Here is a 3231-nt window from a genome sequence, read left to right on the forward strand (position 1 = left end):
CTGCCCGCCTCGCGGCGCAGCGATCTTTCACCCATTTTCAGTTTCAACAGCGCGGGGCTGTGGCTGGGCACCGGCAACAACGCCAGCCAGAGCAATCTCTCCCGTTGGCAGGATTTGCTGGCCCGGGCGCGCGCTGAAGGCTTCCAGTGAGGTAATTGATATGTCCTTATTCCGACAACTCTGGCTCGCGGTCATCGCCAGCACCGTTATCGCTTTTGCCGGCAGCTTCATCGTCAGCACGCTGACGGCCCGTCACTATCTGGAGCGCCAACTGGCCATCAAGAATAATGACAACGCCGCCACCCTCGCCCTCGCGATGTCGCAACTCGACAAGGATCCGGTGACGGTTGAACTTCAGGTCGCGGCCGTTTTCGATAGCGGCCAGTATGCGACTGTTCGGCTGATCGATCCGAACGGCAAGACGATGATTGAAAAAACCAGCCCGCTGGATGCCGGGAACGTCCCCGAGTGGTTCATTCGCATTTTCCCGATCGAGTCGCTGCCGGGGCAGGCACAGGTATCGTCAGGCTGGAACCAGTTCGGCACGATAGAGCTGATCAGCCACAGCCATTTTGCCTATGCAGAGCTATGGCATGGCGCCCTCAAGCTGCTCGGCTGGTTTGCCATCGGCGGAGGCCTTATGGGTTGGCTCGGCATGCAGTTCCTGCGCCGTATCCGCCGCCCGCTCGATGCCGTGGTCGGGCAGGCGCAAGCCATCTGCGAACGGCGCTTCACAACCATCCCCGAGCCTTCAACGCCCGAGTTGAAAAGCCTGGCCAGCGCGATGAATGCGATGGTCGACCGCCTCAAGGCCATGTTTGCCGAAGAGGCCGCCCGTCTTGAACAGGTTCGCCGCGAAGCGAACCTCGATAGCCTGACCGGCCTGGCTAACCGCGCCTTTTTCATGAATCAGCTGGCGGCCGCCCTGAGCGACGACGACGCTGCCGCATCCGGCTCGCTGGTCCTGTTGCGTCTGGCCGATCTGGCCGGCATCAACAAGCGGGCCGGCCGGGAAATGGCCGATGAACTGTTGCGTCGACTCGGCAGCACCTTGAACGGACTGGCGGCGGAAAAACCGAATGCGGCCGCCGCCCGCCTCAACGGCGCCGATTTCGCCCTGCTCCTGCCGGGCGTTCAGGACCCGGCACCCTATGCCGAGATACTGCTGCACGCGCTAAACGATCTGACGGCGGCCGGTCTGATCGACGGCGAGCGCATCGGCCACATTGCCAGCGGCGTCTATCTGCATGGCCAGACGACAGGCAGCCTGCTCTCCCGCGTCGACACCGCGCTGGCCTCGGCCGAGGGCCAGAGCGGACTGGCCTGGTGCCGTGCCGAAAGCGATTGCGATCAACATGCCACCTCCAACGCCGACTGGAAGAAACTGCTCGAAGGCGCCATCCAGACCCAGCGCCTGCGCCTGATCGATTTCCCGGTGGCCGGCAATGCCGGGCAATTGCTCCACTTTGAATGCCCGCTGCGCCTGCAAACCACCGAAGATGGCGAATGGCTGACCGCCGGCAGCTTCATGCCGATGGCCTCGCGTCTTTCAATGACCACCGAGCTCGACCTCGCCGCCGCCCGTCTGGCGCTGGAACGTATTGCCGCCGGCGCGCCGGCTGTTGCGGTCAACCTGTCAGGCGAGTCAATTCTCGACGCCGCCTTCCGCGCTCGCCTGTTCGCTCAAATCGCCGCCCGCAAGGATCTGGCCCCCCGCCTCTGGCTGGAAGTGTCGGAAATCGGCGCCTTCCAGCATTTCGATGAATTCCATGCATTCTGTGACGCCCTGCGCCCCCTCGGCTGCCGGCTCGGCATCGAGCATTTCGGCCGTCAATTCAGCGAGATCGGTCGCCTGCACGGCATCGGCCTCGACTATCTCAAGGTCGACGGCAGCTTCATTCGCGCCATCGACACGCAAACCGGTAACCAGGCCTTCATCAAAGGGCTGTGCAGCATCGCGCACAATATCGGCCTGACCGTCATCGCAGAAGGCGTCCAGACTGCCGAAGAACTGGCCGTCCTGCCCGAACTGGGCTTTGACGGCGCAACCGGCCCCGCCATCCCAAGGAATTGAACGATGAGCACCGAAATTGAACTCAAGCTCCAACTCAGCCCGAAAGCCGCGCGCAAACTGGCCGACCATCCGATTCTCGCCAACATTCAGCCGCAGAAACTGCATCTGCTGAACACCTATTTCGACACCCCGGCGCTGGAGCTTCACGCCCGGCACGTTGCCCTGCGCTTCCGCAAAAAGGGCTGGCAATGGCTATGCACCGTCAAATCGGCTGAACCGGCGAGCGGCGGACTGGCCATGCGCAGCGAATGGGAAGCGCCGGCCACGCCGGGCATTTTCGATTTCAGCCATGTTGATGCCGACGATTTCCGCGACTTTCTCGAACAGCGCGTCAATCAGTTCGAACCCATTTTCACCACCGATTTCCGGCGTCAGGTCTGGAATGTGCCGTTTGGCGAATCGCTCATCGAACTCGCCATCGACCGCGGCCAGATCGAAAGCTGCGGTCAACGGACGCCGATCTGCGAAATCGAGCTCGAACTGCTCTCCGGCAAGGTCGACGACATCTTCAACCTCAGCCGCCAGCTTCAAAAAGACCTCGATCTTTTCCCCGCCATCGCCAGCAAGGCCGAACGTGGATACGCCCTGTTTCTCAACGAACCGCTGCGGCCATTCAAAAGCAAACCGGTGCCGATCGATGAGCAGCAAACCCCGGTGGAAGCCTTCCGCAGCATAGCGCTTAGCTGCCTCGAACATTTCCAGCGCAACGAAAAAGGCCTTCTGACCGGCGGCGAAGCGGAATTTATCCACCAGGCCCGAGTCGCGCTACGCCGGCTGCGTTCGGCAATCAAGCTCTTCGCCCCCGTACTGCCACCAGAGTTTGTCAATGCCTACGGCCAGACCTGGCAAACCTTGGCCGGATCACTGGGCGACGCGCGCAACTGGGACGTCTTCCTTGAAGAAACCCTGCCGCCCATCGCCGCAGCCTTTCCGGACAATCGCGACATCAAGCGCCTACGCAAAGCAGCACAACGCCGCGCCCAGAATGCCAGAAAGTCTGTCATCGGCCTGCTCGCCGTCAAGGAATACCCGCGCCTGCTGCTCGAATTCACCGCCGCCATCTACACGCTGGGCGACACCCTACCCGTTCCGCTCAAGGACTTCGCCCAGCAACAAATCCGCAGCCACGCCAGGAAAGCCAGACGCATGGCCCGCCG

2 protein-coding genes are annotated in these 3231 nt (G+C 62.2%); both read left to right on the plus strand.

All coding sequences use genetic code 11. The features are described from left to right. Positions 1–160: 160 nt before the first annotated feature. Positions 161–2074 (plus strand): bifunctional diguanylate cyclase/phosphodiesterase, encoded by a 1914-nt coding sequence (locus tag ADADOO_RS09130; RefSeq protein WP_511276906.1) that lies wholly within the window; start codon positions 161–163, stop codon positions 2072–2074. 3 nt (positions 2075–2077) lie between these two features. Further along, positions 2078–3231, plus strand: a 1154-nt coding sequence (locus ADADOO_RS09135) for a CYTH and CHAD domain-containing protein (RefSeq protein WP_511276907.1), incomplete at its 3' end; no start/stop codon positions are given.

Source organism: Azonexus sp. (assembly GCF_036170495.1).
Taxonomy (GTDB): Bacteria; Pseudomonadota; Gammaproteobacteria; order Burkholderiales; family Rhodocyclaceae; genus Azonexus.